The sequence below is a fragment of the Sulfitobacter sp. TCYB15 genome (assembly GCF_040435955.1).
GTDB classification, from domain to species: Bacteria; Pseudomonadota; Alphaproteobacteria; order Rhodobacterales; family Rhodobacteraceae; genus Sulfitobacter; species Sulfitobacter pontiacus.
On sequence record NZ_CP159195.1, the window covers coordinates 60,920 to 87,249 of the forward strand.

General features: G+C 61.2%; 23 protein-coding genes. 14 read left to right on the forward strand and 9 right to left on the reverse strand.

Annotated features, from left to right (window positions below):
* From ABM428_RS16165 to ABM428_RS16190, 6 genes are all read right to left on the reverse strand, one after another.
* On the reverse strand, window positions 1–1,497 hold the full coding sequence (locus ABM428_RS16165) for a di-heme oxidoredictase family protein (RefSeq protein WP_353628602.1): 1,497 nt from the start codon (window positions 1,495–1,497) through the stop codon (window positions 1–3).
* Window positions 1,498–1,555: 58 nt separating this feature from the next.
* Entirely contained in the window at window positions 1,556–2,560 is a 1,005-nt protein-coding gene (locus tag ABM428_RS16170) for a hypothetical protein (protein WP_353628603.1), read from the reverse strand.
* A 45-nt stretch (window positions 2,561–2,605) separates the two neighbouring features.
* Entirely contained in the window at window positions 2,606–3,865 is a 1,260-nt protein-coding gene (locus ABM428_RS16175) for an imelysin family protein (protein ID WP_005849088.1), read from the reverse strand.
* A 204-nt stretch (window positions 3,866–4,069) separates the two neighbouring features.
* Window positions 4,070–5,347 (reverse strand): flavin-dependent oxidoreductase, encoded by a 1,278-nt coding sequence (locus tag ABM428_RS16180; protein WP_353628604.1) that lies wholly within the window; start codon window positions 5,345–5,347, stop codon window positions 4,070–4,072.
* 169 nt (window positions 5,348–5,516) lie between these two features.
* Entirely contained in the window at window positions 5,517–5,888 is a 372-nt protein-coding gene (locus tag ABM428_RS16185; protein ID WP_005849092.1) for an Hpt domain-containing protein, read from the reverse strand.
* Window positions 5,888–6,871, reverse strand: a complete 984-nt coding sequence (locus ABM428_RS16190) for a PleD family two-component system response regulator (protein ID WP_037942088.1) — start codon at window positions 6,869–6,871, stop codon at window positions 5,888–5,890. The genes ABM428_RS16185 and ABM428_RS16190 overlap by 1 nt, the downstream gene beginning before the upstream one ends.
* A gap of 166 nt (window positions 6,872–7,037) precedes the next feature.
* On the opposite strand from ABM428_RS16190, the gene ABM428_RS16195 reads away from it, so the two are divergent.
* The 8 genes from ABM428_RS16195 (at window position 7,038) to ABM428_RS16230 (ending at window position 17,693) form a co-directional block, all read left to right on the forward strand.
* Window positions 7,038–8,054 carry an aldose epimerase family protein gene (locus ABM428_RS16195; RefSeq protein ID WP_353628605.1) on the forward strand — a complete coding sequence of 339 codons (1,017 nt, stop codon included), beginning with the start codon at window positions 7,038–7,040 and terminating at the stop codon, window positions 8,052–8,054.
* 113 nt (window positions 8,055–8,167) lie between these two features.
* A complete protein-coding gene (locus tag ABM428_RS16200) occupies window positions 8,168–8,641 on the forward strand; it encodes a MarR family winged helix-turn-helix transcriptional regulator (protein ID WP_005849095.1) in 474 nt (157 codons plus the stop codon).
* Entirely contained in the window at window positions 8,638–9,906 is a 1,269-nt protein-coding gene (locus ABM428_RS16205; protein WP_132997965.1) for a multidrug effflux MFS transporter, read from the forward strand. The genes ABM428_RS16200 and ABM428_RS16205 overlap by 4 nt, the downstream gene beginning before the upstream one ends.
* 74 nt (window positions 9,907–9,980) lie before the next feature.
* Entirely contained in the window at window positions 9,981–11,147 is a 1,167-nt protein-coding gene (locus tag ABM428_RS16210; RefSeq protein WP_064216650.1) for an efflux RND transporter periplasmic adaptor subunit, read from the forward strand.
* Window positions 11,148–11,168: 21 nt separating this feature from the next.
* Window positions 11,169–14,282, forward strand: coding sequence for an efflux RND transporter permease subunit (locus ABM428_RS16215; protein WP_132997966.1), 3,114 nt, complete (start codon window positions 11,169–11,171; stop codon window positions 14,280–14,282).
* A 162-nt stretch (window positions 14,283–14,444) separates the two neighbouring features.
* Entirely contained in the window at window positions 14,445–14,903 is a 459-nt protein-coding gene (locus ABM428_RS16220) for a (2Fe-2S)-binding protein (RefSeq protein ID WP_009824309.1), read from the forward strand.
* A gap of 3 nt (window positions 14,904–14,906) precedes the next feature.
* Window positions 14,907–17,084, forward strand: a complete 2,178-nt coding sequence (locus ABM428_RS16225) for a xanthine dehydrogenase family protein molybdopterin-binding subunit (RefSeq protein WP_132997967.1) — start codon at window positions 14,907–14,909, stop codon at window positions 17,082–17,084.
* Between the two features lie 3 nt (window positions 17,085–17,087).
* Window positions 17,088–17,693, forward strand: coding sequence for a hypothetical protein (locus ABM428_RS16230; RefSeq protein ID WP_005849102.1), 606 nt, complete (start codon window positions 17,088–17,090; stop codon window positions 17,691–17,693).
* 70 nt (window positions 17,694–17,763) lie between these two features.
* Here the strand turns inward: ABM428_RS16230 and ABM428_RS16235 are convergent, their stop codons facing one another.
* The 3 genes from ABM428_RS16235 to ABM428_RS16245 are packed head-to-tail and all read right to left on the reverse strand — an operon-like array spanning window position 17,764 to window position 20,267.
* A complete protein-coding gene (locus ABM428_RS16235) occupies window positions 17,764–18,234 on the reverse strand; it encodes a MaoC family dehydratase (protein ID WP_005849103.1) in 471 nt (156 codons plus the stop codon).
* An 11-nt stretch (window positions 18,235–18,245) separates the two neighbouring features.
* Entirely contained in the window at window positions 18,246–19,250 is a 1,005-nt protein-coding gene (locus ABM428_RS16240; protein ID WP_353628606.1) for an NADP-dependent oxidoreductase, read from the reverse strand.
* Window positions 19,251–19,268: 18 nt separating this feature from the next.
* Window positions 19,269–20,267 (reverse strand): NADPH:quinone oxidoreductase family protein, encoded by a 999-nt coding sequence (locus tag ABM428_RS16245; protein ID WP_132997969.1) that lies wholly within the window; start codon window positions 20,265–20,267, stop codon window positions 19,269–19,271.
* Between the two features lie 124 nt (window positions 20,268–20,391).
* On the opposite strand from ABM428_RS16245, the gene ABM428_RS16250 reads away from it, so the two are divergent.
* The 6 genes from ABM428_RS16250 to ABM428_RS16275 are packed head-to-tail and all read left to right on the forward strand — an operon-like array spanning window position 20,392 to window position 26,326.
* Window positions 20,392–21,567, forward strand: coding sequence for an acyl-CoA dehydrogenase family protein (locus ABM428_RS16250; RefSeq protein ID WP_005849108.1), 1,176 nt, complete (start codon window positions 20,392–20,394; stop codon window positions 21,565–21,567).
* A gap of 4 nt (window positions 21,568–21,571) precedes the next feature.
* Complete coding sequence (locus tag ABM428_RS16255; protein ID WP_235208564.1) at window positions 21,572–22,687, forward strand: acyl-CoA dehydrogenase family protein; 1,116 nt, start codon at window positions 21,572–21,574, stop codon at window positions 22,685–22,687.
* Between the two features lie 3 nt (window positions 22,688–22,690).
* Window positions 22,691–23,512: an SDR family oxidoreductase gene (locus ABM428_RS16260; protein ID WP_009824304.1), complete on the forward strand. Its 822-nt coding sequence runs from the start codon at window positions 22,691–22,693 to the stop codon at window positions 23,510–23,512.
* Window positions 23,513–23,521: 9 nt separating this feature from the next.
* The gene (locus ABM428_RS16265) at window positions 23,522–24,448 is read left to right on the forward strand and encodes an SDR family NAD(P)-dependent oxidoreductase (protein ID WP_005848835.1); all 927 of its coding nucleotides are present in this window, start codon (window positions 23,522–23,524) and stop codon (window positions 24,446–24,448) included.
* 27 nt (window positions 24,449–24,475) lie between these two features.
* Window positions 24,476–25,672: an acetyl-CoA C-acyltransferase gene (locus tag ABM428_RS16270; protein ID WP_005848837.1), complete on the forward strand. Its 1,197-nt coding sequence runs from the start codon at window positions 24,476–24,478 to the stop codon at window positions 25,670–25,672.
* A 6-nt stretch (window positions 25,673–25,678) separates the two neighbouring features.
* Window positions 25,679–26,326: a histidine phosphatase family protein gene (locus ABM428_RS16275; protein ID WP_005848839.1), complete on the forward strand. Its 648-nt coding sequence runs from the start codon at window positions 25,679–25,681 to the stop codon at window positions 26,324–26,326.
* Window positions 26,327–26,330: the final 4 nt, after the last annotated feature.

Sequence of the window (26,330 nt, forward strand, 5' to 3'; positions counted from 1 at the left end):
TTACAAACTTTCCAGATAGTGGATCAAAGCATCACGGTCTGCGGGTGTCATGTCAATGACGCGGTTCTTGGCGGGCTCGGCCTCTCCGCCATGCCAAAGCACGGCTTCCAGCAGTGACCGCGCGCGCCCGTCGTGCAGGAATTGCGTGTGTCCCGATACGGTTTCGGTCATCCCAACCCCCCACAGCGGCGCAGTGCGCCATTCGGTGCCCGTGGCGCGGGCCTCGGGGCGGTGATCGGCCAAACCTTCGCCCATGTCATGCAGCAGCATATCGGTATAGGGCCAGATCAGCTGAAAGCTTTGCTCTGGCTGGTCCTTCAGACGATGGGTGACAAAGCTGGGCTGGTGGCAGTCGGCGCAGCCCGTTTCATGGAACACCTGTTTGCCGCGCAGCACCTCGGGTGTGTCCGCGTCTCGACGGGCGGGCACGGCAAGGTTGCGGCTGTAGAAGGTGACCAGATCCAGCCCTTCGGCGTCAATCTCGAACCCGCGCACGTCACCGGCCCCATGAGGCGCGTTTACGCAGGCATCCTGAATGGTCGAACAATCGCCAAACGGATCGCCGAAGATCGGGTTAGAGATGCCGATATCACCCGCAAAGGCCCCCGCGGATTGTTCGCGGATCGTGGGCATCCCGGCCTTGAGCCCGAAACGGCCCAGCATCGGCATGTTGTATTCCTGCGACCAGACGATATTGGTGCGGCCCGAAATACCGTCACTATCCGCGTCATTAGGGTCTGCCAGCGCCAGAATATCCGCGGCAGGGATCGCTTCGAGAAGCCCAAGCCCGATCATCTGCGGCGTCACACGGGGCGACAGCATCGCGTCGGGGTGCAGCGGACCATAGCCAAGATCAGCCGCGGTGTATGTCGGTTGCCGCAAGGACACGACCTGCCCGCCCGACAGGGTCACGGGGACTTCGGTATAATCGATCTGCAAGCGGTACTCGGCACGATGCCCCGAGACGGCGAAATCCTGCATTTGCGTGCCGTAGGTGGGTTCGGCGAGCGTGGCCAGATACCCTTCGATCTCTTTGATATTTCCGGCGTCTTCGTTGCCCGGAATAGACACGCGCAGGAACATCGAAATCGCGCTGTCGTCGGGGCCCTCGGGCGGGTGGCCGCGCCCGTCCTTGATGTGGCAGCTTTGGCACGACCGCGCGTTGAACAAGGGCCCCAACCCGTCAGAGGCCAGCGTCGACGAAGGCGACGACACCCACAGCTTGCGAAACAGCCCATTGCCCAGTTTGAAGGTCAGCTCGTCCTCGAACGACATATTGCCTGAGGCTTGCGAAAACGCATCGGCGTTCATGCGCGGGCGTACGGTGGCCGCGCCGCCGCTGTTCACTTCGAACGGGCTGGGGGCGTCAAAACTGTCGGGTGGGGCGGTCACATCGGCGATACGGGCCGTTTCATCGGCGGTACGCGGGATGATATCCAGATGGGGTTCATCAAGCGGCCCGGCGTAGACCGGACCGCTCAATAGGGGCAGGGACATCACCAGGGCCTGAGGGATAAAAGACCGGAGGAAATGCATATTCTGCCCTATTTCGATATTAGAAGGGGATCACCAGCGATGCCCCGACAGCGGTAAAGTCGTTGCCGTCTACATCGTAGAAGCCGACGCCACCACCCAGCGACATATCATTCTCGAACGTGTAGTCTACACCCACGGTGATCAAATCGTCGTAACCATTCGCGGTGTTGTCGATGCCGGTGTAGCTGGCAGAGTAGGCCCACGGCCCCTGAACGTAAGAACCGCCCAACGTCGCATAGGTGGAATCCTCGCCCGTGCCTGCGAACCCGTCGAAATAGGCCACTTCGGCGATCAGGTCGAAACCGTTGCCAAAGTCATGCGCCATCCCGATGACGGCCCCTTTTTCGTCGGATACATCGCTGCCACCCGCGGTCAGGAAACGCCCGCCAACCCAATAGGTCGTGTCGCCAACTTCTTGCGTATACTGTAGCGCCACGTTGTTCAGCTTGCCGGTATTACCCGCGCCGCCATCCGCGGTGGTGTTGCGGCCGCGCTTTGTCCCCAGCGAGTCGCTGAACGCCGTGTCATCCGCATAGAACAGCGCAAAGGACAGAACCCCGCCGGAGGCGGCGACAGGAATGTCGAATGTCGCACCGATCACTTCGGACAACTCATAATCTTCGGCCAGCGATGTGCCGTAGAAACCGGGGGCTGCGTCCCATGCCACAGCGAAGGTCGGGCTTACTTTACCGACGCTCAGCTCGCCCGCTGCCAGATCAAAGCGCAGGCCAAGTTCGTTCACATAAAGACCCAGATCGTCGAACTGACGGGTTTCGGCCGGGTCTGTGACGCTTTCCAGGGTCACTTCACCAAACAGCGTGATGCTGGTCGCGACACCGGCTTCGAAGGCGAGCGAAAGGCTGGCGTAGTTATCGGTCAACTCGCCTGCAGGATCATCAGACTCGACGGTGCTGTCGACGCCGATTTCAAACTCACCGCCCCAGACAAATGCCTGTTCTTGAGCCAAAAGGGGAGTGGCACCGGTCAGCGCCAAAGCGCAACCGGCGAGAGCTAGTTTCTTCATTCTTGTTTACTTTCAGTGGGAGGAGGAACTCATGAAAACGGGGTATTACTCGAACACGGCGCCGGGGCTATCGAGGCTGTCGGAGCCTTCAATCGCCACGTCATCGACGCCGAGTGTGGCAACGACGCGTTCGATGGTCTTGGTCTGTGCAATCAGGGCGTTCACCCCCCCCATGACCAAGGCTTCGCCGCCCTTGTTGCCGCGCGCCATCATCTGATCATAGGACATGCCCGCTTCGGCAGCGGTCTTGATCTGGCCAAGCTTGCGCATGGTGGTCGACAGGTTCAGCTGCATTTCCGCATCCAGATCAGCGTTTTCGGCAGCGACCAGATCGGACAGGGACGGGCCGGTGACCAGCGTGCCGTCGGTACGCGCATAGGCTCCGAGGTACACGTTCTGGATGCCCAGACCGTCGTAATAGTGGCTGTTGTGCGTGTTGTCCGAGAAGCAGTCATGCTCTTCTTCAGGGTCGTTCAGCATCAGACCAAGGCGCATGCGTTCGCCCGCGAGCTCACCGTAAGACAGCGACCCCATGCCTGTCAGCATCGCCGAGATCGCGCCGTCTTCGTTGTCGGTCAGGTTGGTGCGCGCGGCACCGCCTTCGGCCCATTGTGCAACCATATACTCCAGATCGGTCACGATCAGATCGGCAGCAGCCTTGAGGTACTGACCGCGGCGGTCGCAATTATCATTGGTGCAGTCTTCGCCTGTGGCGTAGTCTGTCCAGTCGCGCCCACCGGCCCCGTGTTCCGTGCCGTTCAGATCCTGCCCCCAAAGCAGGAATTCAACCGCGTGGTAGCCTGACGCCACATTGGCTTCGTTCCCGTCGGCTTCGTGCAGGGTTTCGGCAAGGAAGTCGGGGGTGATTGTGCTGGCGTCAACTTCGGTGCCCGACAGTGTGAAGGTCGGGTTCGCGATAACGTTCAACGCGGCGGCGGCGTTTTCATCGGTGGCCCCGCCATAGGAGGCGTCAACATAGTCGATCAGACCTTCGTCCAGCGGCCAGGCGTTCAGCTTGCCTTCCCAGTCGTCAACGATGGGGTTACCGAAACGGTAGGCTTCGGTCTGCTGGTAGGGGACGCGTGCTGCCAGCCACGCGGTGCGGGCGGCTTGCATCGTGTCGGCGGAGGGCTCTGCGATCAGGGCATCCACAGCGTCGACCAGCGCTTGGGCTGTGATCAGGCTGTCGCCGTAGGCGGCTTCGGCGATGTCGGCGTATGTGTCGATCACCTCGGACTTCTCTACCGCCAAAGCGGGGGAGGCCAAGGTCAATGCAAGCACAGAGGTCATCAAGCTGCGGGTCATACGTTCAGTTCCTTTTGACGGATCGCGCCTGCGGATGCTGTCGACAATTGCGGATCGACGGGCCGCGCCGGAGGCATGGAAATCATGCGCAATACCTGAACAGTATCGCGGGGAAGGTCAACCCGACAATTTTAGTAAGATAACTTTTTTGCCGCTCACGTTTTTGGCATCGCCCAAAAAATACGCGGTGATCCTAGGGGCTTACTATGTAAGGCGTGCGCCTTGGGGCAAAGTGGGGTCAGAGGCATTCAACCGATCAACGGCAAATCCTGCTGCGGTCTTGTATTGTGCCATATACTCGGCCCGTTCCTGTGGTGGGATCACGTCGTCGATCTGGTCGAAGGCACCGCCACAGCGGTCGTTCACCATGTTCAGCAACCCGAAAGGACCGGCCCCGCGATTGCGCAGGATCAGCTCTGATATCGGTCCGCAATAGGTGTCGTCAAAACTGCGCAGCGCCGCAGGGGTGACCCCGTCTTGCAGGAAGCGCGCGCACAGATGGCGGGCGTCCATGATCGCCTGGCTCGCGCCGTTTGATCCCGTGGGATACATGGCATGGGCCGCGTCGCCGATCAGGGCAACAGGGCCGTCGACCCACGTGGGGATCGGGTCACGGTCGATCATCGGGTTCTCGTAAATCTCTGTCGCGCCGCGCAGCAGCGCGGGGACATCCAGCCAATCATAAGTCCAACCATCGAAGTGATGTGCAAAGTCTGACAGCTCCGCCGGACGGTACCAACCGCTTTTGCGATCCTCGGTCTCGTCCAGCGTGACTTCGGCGATCCAGTTGATGGTGGCATAGCCGTCGGCATCGGGGGCTGAAATCGGATAGATCACCATGCGCTGGCGGTGGTCGCCAAGCCCGACAAACGAAGACCCCGTGCGCACCGGTTTTGCCCGCGAGGTGCCGCGCCACATCAAAGCACCACCCCAGTGGATCGGCGGCTGATCGGGATGCATCTGCGCACGCACGGCGGAATGTATCCCGTCGGCACCGATCAGCAGGGTGCCCTCGGCATGTGTCTGTGACCCGTCGGCATGGGCGATATGCGCGGTCACGCCACCCGCTGGCCCGTGGGTGTATCCGGTGATCTTGGCACCAAGCTGCACGGCCTCGGCACCAGCGCGATCCACCAGCGTTTGATACAGCAGCATATGCAGCTGGCCCCGATGCGCGGCATATTGCGGCCAGCGATAGCCTGCGTCGGTGCCGCGCGGCTCTGCGTAAATCTCTTGCCCCTTCTGCCCGACCAGCGCCCATTCCTTTGCGGGCACGCCGATTTCGTCAAGCTGCGCTTGGGTCAACCCCAGATCAAACAGCTCGCGCACGGCATTGGGCTGGATGTTGATCCCCACACCCAGCGGTTTCAAGCTGCGCACCTGTTCATAAACGGTGCAGCGCAGGCCAAGCTGGTGCAGCGAAAGCGCCAGTACTAGGCCGCCGATACCGCCGCCTGCGATCAGGATATGGGGTTGGGTCATGGTGCAGTTCCGCTTTCGACTAGGGGCAATTCGTTGCGCGACGAACGTCCTACATCATGGTGCGGAAATCAATGGGATGTCTGGGAAAGCGGGGCACACCCCGCATCGCCGGAGCGCGAGGCGCTGCAACGGCAAATGGCCCGTGGGGGCCGGAAGCGCAAAGGACCGTTTAGGCGGATTCCAACGCGGATTGTTCGGCAATCAAGGCTTCGGAGGATTTCAGGAAGTCATCCAGACCAAAGATAATCTCGGTCGGGCAGTTGGCGATCTTGCCCTTGGGGCCATCCAGATGCGCGTCAATCGCAAGCTCGTTGTCGCGCGCCACGGTGCCCAGATCGTCGAACCCCAAAGAACCGGCCGTGCCCGCGATCTGGTGCAGAATGGTACGGGCTTCGGCGAGGTTATCGTTGATCTCTTGCAGCGTGCTGCCTTCCCAGGCGGCAAGCGCGTGCTCGGCCAGCGCACGCTGGCGCTGCTCTAGCATATCGAGGAACCGCGCGCGAATACGCTCGATCCCCGGTAACTCCAGCTTCTTGTGCATCACGCTGTTCTCCCCACATTCCAGAAGTCGTTCTGGACCTTCTGGTAGTTGGCTGTCGCTTCTTCGGCAGAGGCATGCGCCTCTGACAGCGCATCCATGACCGAGGAATTTGTCTTCCACATCAACCGCACCGCCTTGCCGGCGCAAATACGTGGGTTGATGTGTTGACCACGGTTATCGAACAATTCGGTTTTTGCCAGCGAAATGTTGATATTATTCGCCAAAAGCTTGGGATCAGGGCGCCAGCCGCTTTCTGTGATGCATACAAACGTGCCGCCGCCTGCGTAAGACATGAGGAACTGGCACCCTTCCAGCGTATCCGAAATGATCTCTCCGACATCGCTGAGCATGCTGCAGAATTCGAAATTCGACATGTTTTCGTGGAAGATTTCGACATCGCGGATGTTGAAGGCAAAACAGATCGACCCGAACAGGTCGCTGCGCGACAATTGCTGCACATAGTTCTCAAGCGCCATGAACTCGATCAGGTTGTTCACATCATGGATCGCCATCGGCTCGTGTAATTGCACGGCGCGTTCGGGCCGACCGTCGTGATGGGTAACCGCCTTGGCCGCGAACACTTTGCTCGTGCGGGTTGCCAACCCGTCAACCGCGCGTTCAACCAGCGACAGCCGCGCCTTAAGCTCGGTCATTTCGAACGGCTTGGTCACATAGTCGGTCGCACCGGCAGAGAAGGCGGCGTCGATATAGGATTTTTCGGACATCGCGGTCAGCATCAGGATCGGCGCGTCCATATATTGCTTCATCGCGCGGATCTGGCTGGCCAGCTGGATACCGTCGGTGACCGGCATCTGGATATCCAGAAGGAAGCTGTCGAACGGGGCGCGGGCGTTGTCCTTGATCGCCTCAAGTGCATCGGCAGCGCATTCGGCAGTGACCAGTGTATGGTCTGTCATGCCTTCAATGAAATGCGACAAAAGCTCTAGGATGATTGGGTCGTCATCTACCGCAAGAATTTTCATTTGTTTGCCTTACTACTTGTCCGTAACAGCTCGGTATGGCTGTTTCTGTTGCTTTCTATCTGATGGCGAAACTTGTCATAATTGGGGCGATCTCGGTTAAATACTTAGGCATTTAGGCTAATTAGATGTTCGTTTGAGCAGTTGAATAGACGAAAGGGACCATTCGATGACGCCGGTGCAGAGCAAGAAAAATAAAGCCGATTCAACGGTTTTCGGCACAACGCCAGAGGGTGAAAAGATCGTCCGGCATCAGATCAGCAACGGCGGCACGTCGATTTCCGTCTTGTCGTGGGGGGCAACGATTCAAGAGCTTCGCGTCATGGGGGAATCGCATTCGCTGATACTGGGCGGGCGCGACGTGGCTGCCTACCTTGGCAGCATGCAGTACTTTGGCGCGGTGGTCGGTCCGGTCGCCAATCGCATCGCGGGCGCAGAGATGGAAATTGGGGGCATCCGGCATCAGCTTGATCAAAACGAAGCAGGACGGACCACATTGCACAGTGGCGTTGCGGGATATTCCGGCCGGAACTGGCGCTTTACCAATGTCACCCCCACGCGCTGCCGGCTTGAGCTGCACCACCCCGACGGGTTGGGCGGGATTCCCGGGAATATTAACGCCTCTGTTACATACACGATTGATAATGCGGGACATCTAGAGATCGAGATGACGGGCGCGACGGATCAGCCCACCTATTTCAATCCCGCCTTTCATGGCTATTGGAACCTGTCGGGATCGGCGGATCTGTCGGATCACCGCCTGATGGTGCCCGCGACCAGCTACCTTCCTGTGGATGACGCTCAACTTCCGTTGGGCGCGCCCGTCTCGGTAGCGGGCAGCGAATTCGACTATCGCCATGCGCGCGCCATCGGGCCGGTGCTGGATCACAACTTTTGCCTTTCCCGAGGCGGGGACCAGATGGTGCTTGCGTGCCGGTTAAGCACTCAACGGCTACAGTTGGATGTGTTGACAGATCAACCTGGGGTGCAGCTCTATAACGGCGCGCATATTGATACAGGTGCGGATCTGGGCGTGGACGGAGGCGCCTATGGGCCACAGGCAGGGCTTGCGATCGAGCCGCAGTTCTGGCCCGATACCCCGCACCACCCCGAGTATCCCGATTGTTTGCTGCTGCCGGGAAAGCCCGTGCGCTACCGATCCCGGTTCGAGCTGCGCCGCATTTGACAGCTTTCCCGTGGTAACCTCACGTTTTTTTGGGGCAGGGTCGAATTGACACTTGGTTCAAGATGTATCAGTGCGCTATATAATAAGGTAAACATATTAAAAGCGGACAAGACATGCGTACCAAGATCAACCCCGACAGCTTTGGTTTCCTTATCAGCGACATCGGCAGGCTCAGCCGTGGCGTATTCGAGCGCGAGATCGAAGCCGCCGAGCTTCCTGTGACGGCGGCAGAGGCACGGGTGCTGGCGCATATGGCGCGCTGCGGGGCGACGCGGCAGCATATGCTGGCTGAAAGTCTTGGCATGACGCCGATGAGCCTCACGGGGTTTCTGGACCGTCTGGAAGCGGCAGAGCTGATTGCCCGTACCGCAGACCCGAATGACCGCCGCGCTAAGATCGCGTCCCTGACCCCGCGAGCCAATGACATCCTGTCGCAGATCGCACAGGCCGGCGCACGGGTAGAGACGATCATTTCGGAAGGATTGACGCCAGAGCAGTGGCAGACCTTCCGCGCGACGGCCCTGACCCTGCGACAGAACCTGTCGGCCTCCCGCGGGGCGACGTGCAAATCCGAGGCTGCCGAATGACTACGCCCATTATGTCAGAACGGCGGGTCAGTCTGATCGGCGCGCTTCTGGTGGCCATCGGACCTGTGTCGATGGCCTTGTATACGCCCGCGATGACAGAGCTTGTGCGCGTTTTTGACACCACGGAATCCGCGATCAAGCTGACGCTGACGCTTTATTTCGGGGGCTTCGCCTGTGCGCAGCTGATCGCAGGGCCGCTGTCGGATGCGCTTGGACGGCGGCCGATCACGATTGCCTTCATGGCGCTTTATTGTGTGGCCAGTGTCGCTGCGACCCTGTCGCCCACGGTAGAGGTTCTGATGGGCGCGCGTTTCCTGCAAGGCATCGGGGCCTCCGCGGGCATCGCGATCTCGCGGGCATTGGTGCGGGATCTGTTCACCGATGACCGGTCGTCGCGGATCATGAACCTGATCGGGATTATTCTAGCCCTTGGTCCGGCGCTGGCCCCGACCATCGGGGGGCTGATGCTGCCGGTGTTTGGCTGGCAGTCGATTTTCTTGCTGATGACCGTGATCGGTTTCCTCGTGATCTGGGTCGCGCTTTTTTCCATGAAAGAAACCGTGACCGCAGACCCCTCGCGCCTGAATTTCAAGGCCCTTGGCCGGACCTACAAGGCTTTGCTCAGCAATCCGCAGTTCCTATCCGCCGCTTTGGTGATGGGCGGTGCACTTGGCGCGCTCTATGCGCAGGCGACATTCCTGCCGTTTATCCTGATGGACGAGGTCGGGCTGACGCCTGCGCAATTCGGGGCGTCGATGTTGGCGCAATCGGGCAGCTTCTTTACCGCGTCCTTGTTGGTGCGCCAGCTGATGGGCCGGTTTTCGGCAGAGCGGCTGGTCGGGCCGGGGCTGGTGTTTGTGGCCTTGGGCAGTCTGGGGACGTTAACCCTGCTGCTTTGGCCGCCGAGCTTTCTGCATGTGATGGTGCCGGTCGCCACCTATTCTTTCGGGATTGCTTTTGTGATGCCTGCTATGTCCACCGCGGCACTTGCCCCCTTTGGACGGGCTGCGGGGGCGGCGGCGTCGATGCTGGGCTTTATCCAGATGGGGTCCGGTTTGTTGGTCGGGTCGCTTGGTGCCTTGCTGGGCAATGCGCTTTTGGCTATGGCAACCCTAATCCCGATGATGGGCGCGGTAGCTTGCGTGTCGTTTTTGGTTTATCGCAAGATCCAGCCTCGGCCCGCAGCCGCTGCACCGGCAGAAACCCGTGCCACCTGCGGGCCCAAGGTGACGGCACCGTCGCCCGTGTCGGCACCGGAAAAATAGGGCAATTTGTCCGCCCCATCCACAGCACCCCGCGGTGGTGCTTTCGATTTGAACTAAAAGACAGGATCGTCAGAATGTACTCCTTGATCTCCGGGCTGCGCTGCGCCGCCCTTGCAACGGCTATTTGTGCGGTGTCTGTCCCCGCAACGGCGCAGCAGGGCGATCGCCCGCCCGCTGCCGTCACCGTCATGACGATGCAGCCGCAGGACGTGCAGCTTGCCACAACCTTGCCCGGACGCGTTGTCGCTTCTGCCGAGGCAGAGGTACGCCCGCAGGTGGCCGGCATCATCACAGAGCGTCTGTTTGCCGAGGGTGAGCCCGTGGCGGAAGGCGATGTGCTGTTTAAAATTGACCCCATCGTTTACGAGGCCGCTGTCGCGCAGGCGCAGGCATCGGTCGCGCAGGCACAGGCGCAAGCCAGCTCTGCCGAGCGGGAGGCCAAGCGGCTCGAGGAACTATCCTCGCGCAATGTTGCCAGCGATCAGGCGCTGGATGCGGCGGTAGCGGCACGCGACAGCGCGGCGGCGTCGCTTCAGGCGGCGCAGGCGGGGCTGCGCTCTGCCCAGATCGAGCTGGATCACACGCAGGTCCGCGCCCGTCTATCGGGCGAGATCGGGCGGTCCCTGACCAGCCCCGGTGCCTTGGTGACCAACAGTCAGGCCAGCCCTCTGGCCGTGATCCGCAACATTGATCCGGTCTACGTCGATGTGACGCAATCAGCGGCCGAACTGCTGGATTGGCGGCGCGGCAATGCGGAAAAGCGCCTTGGCGATACCCCGCGCGAGGTCAAGCTGACGCTGGCCGATGGCAGTATCTATGACCAGACCGGTACGCTGACCGCCGCCGAACCCGATGTGGACCAGCAAACCGGTGTCGTCGTGCTGCGGATGGCCTTTGACAACCCCGACCGTCTGCTGCTGCCGGGCATGTATGTGCGCGTTGAAATGCCCACGGGGATCGCGAAAGGTGCCTTCCTTGTCCCGCAAGAAGCCGTAAGCCGCGACCGTCGCGGGCAGCCGCTGGCGATGGTGGTGAACGGCGACAACGTCGTCGAACAGCGCCAGTTGACCGTGCTGCAGGACCGCGGATCGGACTGGATCGTGAGCGAGGGGTTATCGGCGGGCGACCGTGTGATCGTGATGGGGCTGCAAAAGGCCGCGCCCGGTGCGACCGTTACTCCGCAAGAGCAAGCCGCCCCAGACGCCAAGTCCGAGGACGCCGCACCGGCACCCGCCGAATAACCAAAAGCCGGAGCGTTTTGCATGGCCCGTTTCTTTATTGACCGCCCCATCTTCGCATGGGTGATTTCGATTTTCATCATGGGTATCGGCGTCTTGTCGATCCTCAACCTACCCGTGGCGCAATACCCGCAGATCGCGCCGCCCTCTGTGGCTGTGCGCGCGTCCTATCCCGGCGCCTCGGCGCAGACGGTGGCCAATACGGTGACGCAGGTGATCGAACAGCAGATGACCGGTCTGGACGGGCTGCGCTATATCTCGTCCTCGTCCACCAGCGAAGGCGGGGCGAGCATTACGCTGACGTTCGAGACGGGCACAGATGTCGATATCGCGCAGGTGCAGGTGCAAAACAAACTGTCACAAGCCTCTGCCTTGTTGCCGGAACCGGTGCAGCGGCAGGGGATCACGGTGCAAAAATCCTCTGCTGGCTTCTTGATGGTGATCGGGCTGATTGGCGAGAACGGGAAGTATGACGCCACCGATCTTGGCGATTACATGCAATCCAATCTGGTGAACGAGATCAGCCGCGTCGAAGGCGTGGGCAGCGTACAAGTGTTCGGGGCGCAATACGCAATGCGCATCTGGCTTGATCCGGTGAAGCTCGCCGCGTTTGAATTGACCCCGTCCGACATCGTGGCAGCGGTTTCGGCCGAGAACGCGCAGATTTCAGCGGGATCCTTTGGCAGCCGTCCTGCCGTCGAAGGGCAGGCGCTGAACGCCACGATCACCGCGCAATCCCTGCTGACCAGCCCCGAGGATTTCCGCCAGATCGTGCTGCGTGCGGAAACCGACGGCGGGCTGGTGCTGCTGAACGATGTTGCGCGGGTCGAGATCGGGTCGGAAAGCTATGCCACGATCTCGCGCTACAACCGTAATGCGGCAACCGGCATGGCGGTCAGCCTTGCCCCCGGTGCCAACGCGCTGGATACAGCCGCCGCCGTCGAACAGCGGATCGAGGAACTGTCGGCGTTCTTCCCCGAAGGCGTGAGCTATGTGGTGCCCTTCGATACGACGCCTTTCGTGAAAATCTCTATCGAAGAGGTGATCAAGACCCTGATCGAGGCGATCGTGCTGGTCTTTATCGTGATGTATCTGTTCTTGCAGAACATCCGCGCCACCTTGATCCCGACGCTGGCGGTGCCGGTCGTCTTGCTGGGCACCTTTGGCGTGCTCGCGGCCTTTGGCTTTTCGATCAACACGCTGACGATGCTGGGCATGGTGCTGGCGATTGGCCTGCTCGTCGATGACGCGATTGTGGTCGTCGAGAACGTCGAACGGATCATGGAGCAGGAGCACATCGGCCCGCTTGAGGCGACGCGCAAGTCGATGGACCAGATCACCGGCGCCCTGATCGGGATCGCGGTGGTTCTGTCGGCGGTCTTTGTGCCGATGGCGTTTTTCCCCGGCTCGACGGGGGTGATCTATAAGCAGTTCTCGATCACCATCATCTCGGCGATGACGCTGTCGGTGGTGGTCGCCTTGACCCTGACGCCCGCGCTTTGTGCGTCCCTGCTCAAGCAAGGCAGCCACGAGAAGCGGCGCGGGTTCTTTGGCCTGTTCAACCGCGGTTTTGACAAGACGCTTGGTGGGTATACCGGCACGGTGGGCTGGCTCGTGCGGCGTCCGCTGCGGGTCGGGCTGGTCTATCTGGCAATCATCGCGGCGATGGTGTTCTTGTTCATGCGCACGCCTGCAGGCTTCCTGCCGGCCGAGGATCAGGGCACGCTGTTCACGCTGGTGCAGGCCCCCACGGGCGCGACGGCGGAACGCACGCTCGAGGTCATCAAACAGGTCGAGAACTACTATCTGGAAAACGAGGATGACGTCGTTGAATCCGTCTTCGGCGTAGTGGGCTTCAGCTTTGCGGGCCAAGGGCAGAACCTTGGTCTGGTCTTCGTACGACTGAAAGACTGGGAGCAACGCACAGAGGCGGCGCAAAGCGTGCAGGCGGTGGCGGGGCGGGCCTTTGGTGCCTTCAGCCAGATACAGGATGCGATGGTCTTCCCCATCGTGCCGCCCTCGGTCAGCCAGCTTGGCAACGTGTCGGGCTTTGATTTCTACCTGCAAGGCCGCGGCGGTCAAAGCCACGAACAGCTGCTGGAGGCACGTAACCAGCTTTTGGGGATGGCGGCGCAAAGCCCGCTGATCGCCTCTGCCCGCCCCAGCGGGTTGGAAGATGCGGCGCAGTTCAATCTGGATATCGACTGGCGCCGCGCCGGTGCGATGGGGGTCAGTGCCACGGATGTGGGCAACCTGCTGACCGTCGCCTGGGCGGGTCGTTATGTGAACGACTTTGTCGATGAGGGGCGGATCAAACGGGTCTATGTGCAGGGCGAGGCCGCTGCCCGTGCGACCCCGTCGGATCTTGAGAAATGGCGCGTGCGCAATGACAGCGGGGGGCTGGTGCCCTTCTCTAACTTTGCCGAAGGAAGCTGGGCGTACGGGCCGCAGGGGGTGAACCGCTATAACGGTATCCCCGCGATGCAGATCCAGGGTTCCCCCGCCGAAGGGGTCAGCACAGGCGAGGCGATTGCAGAGCTTGAACGTCTGGTCACCCAGTTGCCCCCCGGCTTCCAGATCGCTTGGACTGGTTTGTCCTTGGAGGAACAGGAATCCGGCAACCAGGCCCCCTTGCTGTACGGTCTGTCCCTGGCGGCGATCTTCTTGGCGCTGGCGGCGCTTTATGAAAGCTGGTCGATTCCCTTTGCCGTGATGCTCGCCATGCCAATCGGCATTTTGGGGACCTTGACCGGCGCCTATCTGGGCGGGTTCGAAAACGGGGTCTTCTTTCAGGTCGGGCTGCTGACTGTGGTGGGTCTGACGGGGAAAAACGCGATCCTGATTGTCGAGTTTGCCCGCGACAGACGGCAAGAGGGCGAAAGCATCTTTGACGCCGCTGTCGACGCCGCGCGGCAACGGTTCCGCCCCATCATTATGACCTCTATGGCGTTCTCGCTGGGGGTATTGCCGCTGGTGCTCAGCACCGGTGCGGGCTCCGGTGGACGTACAGCGATTGGGGCCGGTGTGCTGGCCGGTACGATTGCCGCAACCGTTCTGGGGGTTCTTTTCGTGCCGTATTTCTTTGCGATGGTGGCGCGTTTCACCGGCAAGGATCCGGTCAAGGACACCACCGGCTAGGCACCATCGTGCTTTGATGAAGTCAGGACGGAGGCAACCGCGCGTCGCCTCCGTCTTTTGTATTGTGGCACATTGACGCGCTGCTATTGCGGGCTAGTTCCCTCTGCGAGGGAAGTCCCAACATTCCACGCCAGCAGCCAACATCCAATAGGAGGAGCCAGCATGATAAACTTTACCCTGAACGGCAAAGAGGTGAGCGTCGACGCGCCCGATGACACGCCCCTCTTGTGGGTGCTGCGCGACGACCTGCGGCTGACCGGCACGAAATTCGGCTGCGGTATCGCGCAATGCGGCGCCTGCACGGTCGAGTTGAACGGCATGACCCGCCGCAGCTGCGTCACCCCGCTTTCTATGGTTGAAGGCTCCTATGTGACCACGATCGAAGGTGTCGACGGGCCAGAGGCCAAAGCGGTTCAAGCGGCATGGGAGGCGATCGACGTGCCCCAATGCGGCTGGTGCCAATCCGGTCAGGTGATGAGCGCCACGGCCCTGCTGCGCGAGATCCCGAACCCCACGGACGAGGATATCGACAATGCAATGGCCGGCAACATCTGCCGCTGCGCTACCTATGTCCGTATCCGCGAGGCGATCAAGAACGCCGCCAAAGAGCTGGAGGGGTAAGCCATGACCAATCTTAATCTCTCTCGCCGCGGTTTTCTGTCTACTGCTTCTGCCGGACTGGTGATCGGCGTTGTGCTACCCGAAAAAACGCGCGCCCAGTCCGGTGCCGCGACCGCCTTTGACCCGGCGGCCGATCCGGCCACATTCGCGCCGAACGCCTTTGTGCGTGTCGCCCCCGATGACACGGTGACGGTGCTGATCAAACATATCGAATTCGGGCAAGGGCCGAACACCGGCCTTGCGACCCTCGTGGCCGAGGAACTGGATGCCGACTGGTCGCAGATGCGTGCCGAAAGTGCGCCTGCCAATGACGAACTTTATGCCAACACGCTGTTCGGGTTGCAGGGCACAGGCGGGTCCACCGCGATGGCGAACAGCTATATGCAGATGCGCAAGGCCGGTGCCGCCGCCCGCGCGATGCTGGTTGATGCCGCCGCCGCCGAATGGGGTGTGCCCGCGTCCGAGATCACGATCTCGAAAGGGCGGATATCCCACCCCAACGGGACCGAAGCAGGCTTTGGCGCTTTCGCTGAAAAAGCCGCAACCATGACCGCCCCCGCCGAACCCAAGCTGAAAGAGGCCAAGGATTTTACCCTGATCGGCACAAATGTGCCCAAGCTGGACACCCATGCCAAGACAACCGGTCAGGCCGAATACACGATGGATGTCTACCGCGAGGGGATGGAAACGGTGGTCGTGGCGCACCCCGATAAAATGGGTGCCGTTGTCGCCAGCTTTGACGATACCGACGCGCTGAAGGTGCCGGGTGTCATCGCGGTACGTGAAATCCCGCAAGGGGTCGCTGTCTATGCCAAGACCACCGGTGCCGCGCTCAAGGGGCGCGAAGCATTGCAGGTGACATGGGATGACAGCAAAGCCGAAACCCGGTCGAGCGCGCAGATCTATGCGGATTTCTCGCGTGCCGCTGCCGAAGGCGGTCGTGCCGCCGAAGAGGTTGGCGATGCCATGGCGGGGATCGACGGGGCCGCGCAGGTGATCGAGGCAGAGTTCCACTTTCCCTATCTTGCGCATGCCGCGCTTGAACCGCTTGACGCTGTGCTCGAGGTCGCGGACGGCAAGGCGGAGCTTTGGATGGGCTCGCAATTCCCGTCGCTCGACAAGCCGACGCTGGCCGCCACCTTGGGGATCGATCCATCGGATGTGCAGATCAACGTGATGTTTGCGGGCGGCAGCTTTGGCCGCCGCGCGCAGCCCACGGCCCATGTCGCCGCCGAAGTCGCCGAGATCGCGAAAGCCGCGGGCGGGAACGGGTCCTGGAAACTGCTCTGGACGCGCGAGGACGACATGATCGGCGGCTATTATCGCCCGCTGACCGTGCATAAGATGAAGGGCGGTCTGGACGCGGACGGCAATATCGTCGGGTGGCATGACGTGGTGGTGAACCAATCCATCATGGCCGGTGGTCCAATGGAAGGCATGATGAAAGACGGCATGGACCCCACGTCCTACGAGGGGGCCACCAAGATGCCCTACGACCTGCCCGCGCTGAGGGTGGATTGGGTCCGGCAGGATAGCCCCGTTTCCGTGCTCTGGTGGCGGTCGGTTGGCCATTCGCATACGGGTTACGCGACCGAGGTGTTTCTGGATCAACTGCTTGAAGCAGGGGGAAAAGACCCCGTTCAGGGGCGTCTGGACCTGATGAAAGGCGACGCCGGTCGCGACCGTGGCGTGTTGGAGAAAGTGGCCGCGCTGGCCGGTTGGGACGGCACTAAGGTGAAGGGGGATCGTGCCTACGGCGTTGCTGTGCACGAAAGCTTTAACACCTATGTGGCCCAGATCGTCGAAGTCTCGGATCAGGGCGGCTTTCCCAAGGTGCATAAAATCTGGTGCGCCGTTGACTGTGGCGTCGCCGTGAACCCCAATGTCATCCGCGCCCAGATCGAAGGCGGGGCGGGCTATGGTCTGGGATCGGTGCTGTTTGACGAGGTCACCCTTGGCGAAGGCGGCACCATCATGGAACGCAACTTTGACACCTACCGCATGCTGCGCATCAACGAGATGCCCCAGGTAGAGGTCGCTATCGTACAAAGCGACAACGACCCCACCGGTATCGGCGAGCCGGGCTTGCCGCCTGTCGGTCCCGCCGTTGCAAACGCGTGGCGTGCCCTGACGGGGCAAGCTGTTACCAAACTGCCCTTTACCAAATCTGTAGGAGTGTAAGTCATGAAAAATACACTGAACATCATGGCCATCACTGCGCTGATGGCGGGCCCTGTCATGGCAGAGACGGTCAACGGTCTGCGCACGGTTGACGAATTTGACGCGATCGAGGGGGAGGCAGAACGCTCCACCGCGCTTTTCGAGGAAATGATGGTGGTGATCGGGCATCCACGCTGCCTGAATTGCCACCCCGTCGATAACTCCCCACGCCAAGGGATGGATATGCAGATGCACGAACCCCCCGTGGTACGCGGAGAGGCGGACTTTGGCGCGCCCGGTATGCGCTGCAACACCTGTCATGGCGAACAGAACTTTACCTTTGCCGCGGGGGGCGGGTCGATCCCGGGGCATACCCCTTGGCAACTGGCCCCGATTGAAATGGGCTGGATCGGCAAATCGGCCGCCGAAATCTGTGCCCAGATCAAGGACGAGGAACGCAATGGCGGTAAGACGCTGGAAGAGCTGCACGAGCATAACGCCGAAGACGGTCTGGTCGGCTGGGGGTGGCATCCGGGCGAGGGGCGCGAGCCCGCACCCGGCAGTCAGGAGATTTTTGGCGAGCTGACCAAGGCCTGGATCGAGACGGGTGCCGCCTGTCCCGCGGGATAACCGAGGTGACGAAATAGCAAAGGGCCGCGCAGGGATGCGCGGCCCTTTGTCTTTGCGCTGGTGTGGGGGGTTAGTCTTTGAACACCGCCAGCCCCAACCATTCGGCGACCATCGCGGGTGTCTCGACGCCCTCGATCTCGATCGTTAGCAGGTTCTCGCGCAGCATATCGGTGGCGTTGCGCGCCGTGACCTTTTGCAGCGTGAACCGCCCGCGCAGCCGCGATCCCGCCTTGACCGGAGTCAGGAACCGCAGCTTGTTCATGCCATAGTTGATGCCCATCACCTGTCCGGGCATCATGTTAAAGCAATCATAGGCAAAGCGGCTCGCTAACGACAAGGTGAGGAACCCATGCGCAATCGTCCCGCCAAAGGGCGTTTCCGCAGCGGCGCGTTCGGGGTCGATGTGAATCCACTGCATGTCGTGGGTGGTTTTGGCAAATTGGTCGATCATCTCTTGATCCACCGTGATCCAGTCAGAGACCCCGACCTCGGTCCCGATCAGCGTTTCACTATGGGCTAGTGCCTCTTTCAATGCAGACATGGGATACTCCTTCAGGATGGGTCCGCGGCAACACGCACCATGCGCTTGCCCTTGTTCTCACCGGCCAACAGGCCGATCAGCGCCTGTGGCGCGTTTTCCAATCCGTCGACGATGTCCTCGGTCACCTTGATCTGCCCCGCCTCGACCCAGGTCTGCAACGCGCGCAGCGCCTTGGCGTCGTTCTGGGTCCAGTCCATCACGATAAAGCCTTCCATCCGCAGACGTTTGACCACCACCAGACCGGGTAGGTTGCGCGGACCGGTGGGGGTTTCGGTGTCATATTGGCTGACAGCACCACAGCAGACGATGCGGCCCTTTTCGTTCATCGCGAACAACGCGGTCTCAAGCACGGTGCCGCCGACGTTGTCGAAATAGACATCCACCCCGTCGGGGCAGGCAACACGCAGGGCTTTGGACATGCCAGGGGCGCGGTAGTCGATGCAGGCGTCAAAGCCCAATTCCTCCGTCACCCATTTGCATTTCTCCGCCCCGCCCGCGATGCCCACGACCCGACAGCCAAGCGCCTTGGCGATCTGGCCGACATAACCGCCGACCGACCCTGCGGCTGCCGACACCAGCACGGTTTCACCCGCAACCGGTTGCCCGACAGAGATCAGCCCGTGATAGGCGGTTTTGCCCGCGATGCCGTAGACGGACATCAGGTTCGACAGCTGCGGCACCTTTGGCAGCTTCTCGCATTTGCGCGCATCGGCGACGACAAAGTTCGACCACGTTGCCTCCGCCGCGACGATATCGCCAACGGCCAGACGGTCGCTGTTGCTCTCGACGACCTCGCAGATGGCATAGGTCGGCATGGCATCACCGGCGTTCACCGCCGCGCGGTAGGTCGCGCCTTTCATCCATGACCGGTTGGCCGCGTCGATGGACATCAGGATCACCTTGAGCAGCACCTGACCGTCGCCCGCCACGGGCATCTCCGCGGTGGTCTGTTTGAAATGCGCAGGCGTCAGCGAATCGCTGGGCAGCTCTGCGATGACAATCTGTGTGTTGGTCATTTTGAACGTCCTATCTGCTTATTGAACATCCAACACCACTTTGCCCTGCACCTTACGGTCCTGCATCAGGTTGAGAGCGTCGGCGGCTTTGTCCAGCGGATAGCGGGCAGAGATGCGCGGCTTGATCTGGCCACCCGCATACATACGGAACAGATCGGCCATGTTTTCGGCATGTACCTTGGGTTCGCGGGCCGTATGCGCGCCCCAGAAAACACCCATGATCTGCGAGCCCTTAAGCAGCGTCAGGTTCAACGGGATCTTGGGGATACCGGCAGGGAAGCCCACGACCAGATAGCGGCCTTTCCACGCCAGCGCGCGTACGGCGGGTTCGGCATAGGCGCCGCCCACGGCGTCATACACCACATCGACACCCTCACCGCCCGACAGCTTCTTGATCTCGTCCGAGAAGGCTTTCTGCGTCGCACGGTCATCCATGTCGCGGCTGTAGATGATCGTCTCGTCCGCGCCCAGATCACGGCAGAACTGCGCCTTGTCTTCCGACGATACGGCAGCGATCACACGGGCACCGGCGGCTTTCGCCAGTTCGATCGCGGCCACGCCAACGCCGCCCGCAGCGCCCATGATCAGCAAGGATTCGCCGGGCTGGATTTCGGCGCGGTTTTTCAGCGCGTGATGGGAGGTGCCATAGGTCAGCACCAGACATGACGCTTCGTCATATGGCATCGCATCGGGGATCTTCAGCACCCGTTCCGCGTCCACAATGATGTCTGTCGCAAAGCCGCCAAAGCCGGTCATCGCCAGCACCCGGTCGCCCACAGCAACGTTGGAAACGCCCTCTCCCACGGCGTCCACATCGCCTGAAACCTCGCCACCCGGCGCGAAGGGGCGGGGCGGCTTCATCTGGTAAAGATCCTTGATAATCAAGGTGTCAGGGAAGTTCAGCCCCGCTGCGCGGATGCGAATACGCACCTGACCTTTCTTCGGTTCAGGCTGTGGCATCTCGGTCAGTTCCAGCGTTTCGGGGCCGCCGGGGGCAGTGCTAAGCATGGCTTTCATCGGGTCATTCCTCCTCTAGATTTGCAAAGCAATAGGCGCGTTCAGAAACTGTCTTGTCAATCGAATTTCGAAATGCAATTTTGCAGTGCGGAATTGGAGTTCGCAAAACGAGGGGGGAGAAAAGATGCAGTCCGAACAGGAACTGGAGGGTTTCCGCGCGGAGCTGCGCGATTGGCTAGAGGCAAACTGCCCGGCCGAAATGCGCGGCGGTGAGCCGAGTGAAGCATCGATATGCTGGGGTGGCAAGAATTTTGAGTTCGAATCCGACGCGCAGCGCGTCTGGATGGAGCGCGCCGCGTCCAAGGGCTATACCGTGCCTACATGGCCCGTCGAATACGGCGGGGCGGGGATGAACCGCGCGCAGGAAAAGATCTTCAAAGAAGAGATGGACCGGATCGAGGCGCGCAACCCGTTGCAAAGCTTTGGCATCTGGATGCTTGGGCCCGCCTTGCTGCACTTTGGCACGCATGAACAGAAACTGCATTATTTGCCCCCGATCGCCCGCGGTGAAATCCGCTGGTGTCAGGGCTATTCCGAGCCGGGGGCCGGGTCGGATCTGGCCAGTGTCCAAACCAAAGGCGAGGACAAGGGCGATCATTGGCTGGTAAACGGTCAGAAGATCTGGACCTCTTACGCCGATAAAGCCGACTGGATTTTCGCGCTGATCCGTACAGATCGTGACGCGCCCAAGCACAAGGGTATTTCCTTTTTGCTGATCGATATGGAAGACGCAGGCGTCGAGACCCGCCCGATCAAGCTGATCTCCGGCGCGTCGGTCTTCTGCGAGACGTTCTTTACCAATGTAAAGGTGCCCAAGGACCGGATCGTCGGCGAAGAGAACCGCGGTTGGGACGTGGCGAAATACCTGCTGACCCACGAGCGCGAGATGATCTCGGGCGGGGGGCAGGGCCTGTCGGGCGGTCGTGCGCTAGGGGCGGTGCTGAATGAATCTCTGGCCGAGGGGCAAGAAATGGACACCGTGCTGCGCGCCGATGCGATGCGATGCGAGGTGGACGCGCTTGCCATTGGCCTCACGCTGGAACGCTACAAGGATCAGGCCGAGGCCGGCACTGGCGCGGGGGATGCCTCGGCGATGCTGAAATACATGGGCACAGAGCTGAACATGCAGCGTCACGAGTTGCTGATGGCCGCGGGTGGCAGCGACGCGCTGGAATGGGACGGGCCTTTGGGCAACCGTCCCGCAGACTGGCTGCGTACAAAGGCCAATTCAATCGAAGGCGGCACGAGCGAGGTGATGCTGAGCATTATCTCCCGCCGCGTGCTTGGGCTTCCGGGGTAAGATCATGGTAAAACTAGTATTAACAGAAGACGAAACCATGCTGGCCGACTCGGCGCGCGGTTTTCTTGATAAATCCGCCCCCGTCAAAGCGTTCCGCGACTTGCGCGATGCCGGGCAGACCCATGACGCGAAGATGTGGAAAGAGATGGCCGCGATGGGATGGGCCGGTGTGCTGGTCCCTGAAAGTGCGGGTGGCGTTGATATGGGCCATGCTGCTGCGGGTATTCTGGCGCAGGAAATGGGCAAGACGCTGGCTGTCAGCCCCTTTCTGTCGACGGCAGTAATCGCGGCGACAGCCCTGCGCCACGTCAGCGATGCGCGCGCCGAGGCCGCGCTGGCCAAGATTGCCAGCGGCGACGCGACCTATGCGTTGGCGGTGGATGAGACATCGAAGTTCAACCCCGATGCCACGGCAATGACCGCCACGGCGGAAGGCAATGGTTTTCGCCTGACGGGCAAGAAGACCTTTGTCGTCGATGGTGCTTTGGCGGACCGTTTGCTGGTGCTGGCCAAGACAGACAACGGGCTGACCCTGTTCGACATTCCCGCGGACCGCGCAGGCATCACACGCAACGCGCAGAACATGATCGACGCACGCGATTCCGCGCGGATCGATTTTGATAACGTCGAAGCGACGGGCGACGATGTGTTGGGTCAGGTCGATGACGCCATGACCGTGCTGAAACCCGCGATCGAGGCAGGGCAGGCCGCCCTCGCCGCCGAGATGGCGGGCGTTGCTGCGGGTGCCTTTGGCATGACCGTGGGCTACCTGAAAGAACGCAAGCAGTTCGGCACGTTGATCGGCACCTTCCAGGCCTTGCAACACCGCGCCGCGCATCTGTGGTGCGAGACGGAAGTCACCGCCTCTGCCGTGTTGCACGCAGGGCGCAAGCTGGACGAAGACCCCGACAATGCGACGATGGCCGTGTCTCTCGCCAAGGCCCGTGCGACATCGACTGCCAAGCTGGCGGTGATTGAAGGGGTGCAGATGCATGGCGGGATCGGCATGACGGACGCCTTTGACATCGGTTTTTACATGAAGCGCGCCCGTGTGGGGGCAGAATGGCTCGGGGACTACGGCTATCACGCTGCCCAGGTCGCCAAGCACAGAGGATTCTAAGGCATGGATATTCAAACACTTTTCGGCCTAGAGGGTAAAACCGCGCTGGTCACGGGCGGGGCGACCGGGATTGGCCGTATGGCCGCCGAGGCGCTGGTGCGTGCCGGTGCCCGCGTGTTGATCGCCAGCCGCAAGGGCGAGGCCTGCGAGGCCGTGGCGAAAGAACTGAATGCGCTCGGGGCCTCTGGCTCTGCCGAGGGGTTCGCAGGCGATGTCGGCACCGAGGAAGGTGTCGATGCAATGGTCGCAGCCGTGAAGGACCGCACCGAGAGCCTTGATATCCTGATGAACAACGCGGGCATCACCTGGGGCGCGCCTTTGGGGGATTTCCCGTTCAAGGCCTGGGGCAAGGTCATGGACGTGAACGTCGCGGGTCTGTTCGATCTGACGCAAAAACTGCTGCCGCTGCTCAAGGCAAACGCGACGATCGACGATCCGGCACGGGTGGTGAACGTCGGATCGGTGATGGGCGAACGCGAAATGGGCGATGGCGCCTATAGCTACTCAGCCTCGAAGGCCGCGGTGATCCACCTGAGCAAGATCCTCGCCAAGGAACTGGCAGGTGACGCGATCACCGTGAACGCATTGGCCCCCGGACCCTTCGTGTCGCGGATGACCGCCTTTGCGACCCACGACGAGGATATGCGCAACAAGGTGGGCGAAGACGTCCCCCTGCGCCGCGTCGGAACCGATACGGATATCGCGGGCTGCATGTTGTTCCTTTGCGGCAAGGGCGGTGCCTATATCACCGGCGCGATCGTCCCCGTCAGCGGCGGCATCAATGTGATGAGCGGTCCGAACATCTTTGAACAAGCACTGCACTAAGGGGCGATGATGGATATTCGTTTTGACAACCGCGTCGCTATTGTCACCGGCGCGGGCACGGGCCTAGGGCGCAGCCATGCGCTTGGCCTCGCGGCACGCGGCGCAAAGGTTATGGTCAATGATCTGGGCGTGACAACCGACGGGCAAGGGTCTTCGTCGGCAGCTGCCGAAGCCGTCGCGCAGGAAATCCGCGACGCGGGCGGCGAGGCGATGGCGCATGGCTGTGATGTCTCGGACGAGGCCGGTGTCAAGGATATGGTCGCGCAGGTCATGGACGCCTGGGGCCGCATCGACATTCTGGTGAACAACGCGGGCATCCTGCGGGACAAGACGTTTTCCAAGATGGAGATGTCTGATTTTCGCAAGGTCGTCGACGTGCATCTGATCGGGTCTGCGAATGTGACCCATGCTTGCTGGCCGATCATGCGCGAACAGAAATACGGGCGCATTGTGCTGACCTCCTCGGCTTCGGGGCTGTATGGCAACTTTGGTCAATCCAACTACGGTGCGGCCAAAGCGGCGATGATGGGGCTGATGAACGTGCTGCATCTGGAAGGCGCGCGTGACAATATCCGCGTCAACACGCTGGCCCCCACAGCGGCCACGCGGATGACCGCCGATCTGCTGCCTGAACAGGCCCAGGCCCTGCTGGCCCCCGAAACGATCACCCCCGGCCTGCTGTACCTCGTCAGCGAGGACGGCCCGAGCCGTGTGATCCTTGGGGCAGGGGCGGGCGGCTTTGCCCAGACCCGTATTTACGAAACGGAAGGCGTGACCTTGACCGGCGACGAGAATACCCCTGAAGGTGTCGCATCCGCTTTCGACAAAATCACCGACGCAGGCGGCCAGCAAGAGCTGACCGATGCCTTTAGTCAAACGAAGAAATACGCGCTCAATGCAGCCAAGGCCCAGGGTCTTGATCTGGATTGGGGCTAACAGACGAACTTTCAAAGGGAGATCACCATGCGTGACGCAGTAATCGTATCCACCGCCCGTACCCCGATCGGCAAAGCCTATCGCGGTGCGTTCAACGCCACCACACCACAGGCGCTTGCCGCCCACGCCATCGAGAACGCCGTGAAGCGCGCCGGTCTTGACGGGTCGGAAATCTCTGACTGTGTCATCGGTTCCGCCCTGCAGCAGGGGCATCAGGCCGGCAACATCGCGCGTCAGGCCGCCATCCGCGCAGGTCTGCCCGTGACCGTTGCAGGCATGTCGCTGGACCGTCAGTGTGCATCCGGCATGATGGCAATCGCCACCGCGGCCAAGCAGGTGATCACCGACGGGATGGACATTGTCATCGGCGGCGGTGTCGACAGCATCTCCCTCGTGCAAACGCCAGAGATGCGCGTCAGCGCCGACCCATGGCTCAAGCAGAACAAGCCCGAAATCTACATGACCATGCTGGAAACAGCCGAAAACGTGGCAGAGCGCTATAACGTGAGCCGCGAAGCGCAGGATGAATACGCGGCGCGCAGCCAAGAGCTGACGCACCAAGCGCAACAGGCCGGCCGCTTTGACGACGAGATCGTCGCAATGACCACCACGATGATGGTTCAGGACAAAGAGACCAAAGAGATTTCCAAGCACGAAGTCACCTTGGAAAAAGACGAGGGCAACCGCCCCGGCACCACGGCGGAAAGCCTTGCCGGTCTGAAGCCCGTGTTCAAAGACGGCATCCACCTGCCCGAAGGCAAGTTCATCACCGCAGGCAACGCCTCGCAACTGTCCGATGGTGCCTCTGCCGCCGTGGTCATGGAAGCGAAAGAAGCCGAACGTCGCGGTCTTCAGCCACTGGGTCGCTATGTTGGCGTGATGGCCGCAGGCTGCGAGCCCGATGAGATGGGTATCGGCCCGATCTATGCCGTGCCAAAGCTGCTGGAAGCGCACGGGCTCAAGATCGAAGACATTGGCCTGTGGGAACTGAACGAAGCCTTTGCCTGCCAGGTGATCGCATCGCGCGACAAGCTGGGCATCCCGGACGAGCTGTTGAACGTGGACGGCGGCGCGATCTCTATCGGTCACCCCTACGGCATGTCCGGCGCGCGCATGGTTGGTCACGCGCTGATCGAAGGCAAGCGTCGCGGTGCCAAATACGTTGTCTGCACCATGTGTGTTGGCGGCGGCATGGGTGCTGCTGGCCTCTTTGAGGTTCTGTAAACCATCATGGGAGAGCTACTGGTCATCCGCCACGGTCAGGCGTCTTTCGGGGCTGACAACTATGACAAGTTGTCGGACCTCGGGCACCGGCAATCCGAGGCCGTCGGCCAGCTGCTCCGCGATACCGGCTGGGTGCCGGACCGGACAATCACCGGCACCCTGACCCGTCAGAAAGAAACGCTTGCCTCGATGGGATTCGAGGCAGGCGACACCCACCCCGGCCTGAATGAGTATGATTTTCAGAACCTACTGGACGCGCGCTATAAAGGGGCGGTTCCCGAACTGGTCAAGGGCGACCGCAAGGTGCATTTCCGTACCCTGCGCGAAACCGTCTTTCAGTGGCAGGCAGACGAGATCGAAGGCCCCGCCGAGACATGGGCCAATTTCACCGACCGCGTGGAAGCCGCCCGTCTGATCGCCTGTGCCGAAGGGGCGGAGCGCGTACTTGCCGTAAGCTCCGGTGGGGTGATCGGGCAGCTGACGGCCGCGTCTCTTGGCGCACCGCATAAAATGATGATGACCTTGAATCTGCAGATCAAGAACACATCCATCACCAAATTCGTCTTCACCAAATCCGCGTTTTTCCTGCATGAATTCAACGCGACCCCGCATCTGATGTCAGCCGAGACCGCTGACATGCTGACCTATAGTTAAGGAA